This window comes from Alkalihalophilus lindianensis (genome assembly GCF_032843265.1).
Lineage (GTDB): Bacteria > Bacillota > Bacilli > Bacillales > Bacillaceae_D > Alkalihalophilus > Alkalihalophilus lindianensis.
Map to the genome: position 1 here is coordinate 1 of NZ_JAWJBA010000583.1, position 258 is coordinate 258.

Sequence of the window (258 nt, forward strand, 5' to 3'; positions counted from 1 at the left end):
GTTTCGTATGAAATAATAAACTGAATAAACTCTCAATCATCTTGGTAATAATATACTATACCAAGATACCTTAATAATCTTGGTGTGTAACAATCATCAACAATTGTGTACATTTTACACAATAGGAGGCAAAAAAGTGGAAAAAGGTAAAGTAAAATGGTTTAACAGTGAAAAAGGTTTCGGATTTATCGAACGTGAAGGTGATGACGATGTATTCGTTCATTTCTCAGCAATCCAAGGCGAAGGGTATAAATCACT

The 258-nt window shown here is 32.6% G+C and carries 1 protein-coding gene; it reads left to right on the forward strand.

What is annotated here, in order from left to right:
* Window positions 1-136 precede the first annotated feature (136 nt).
* On the forward strand, window positions 137-258 hold a 122-nt coding region (locus RYX56_RS23525; RefSeq protein WP_317124278.1), incomplete at its 3' end, for a cold-shock protein.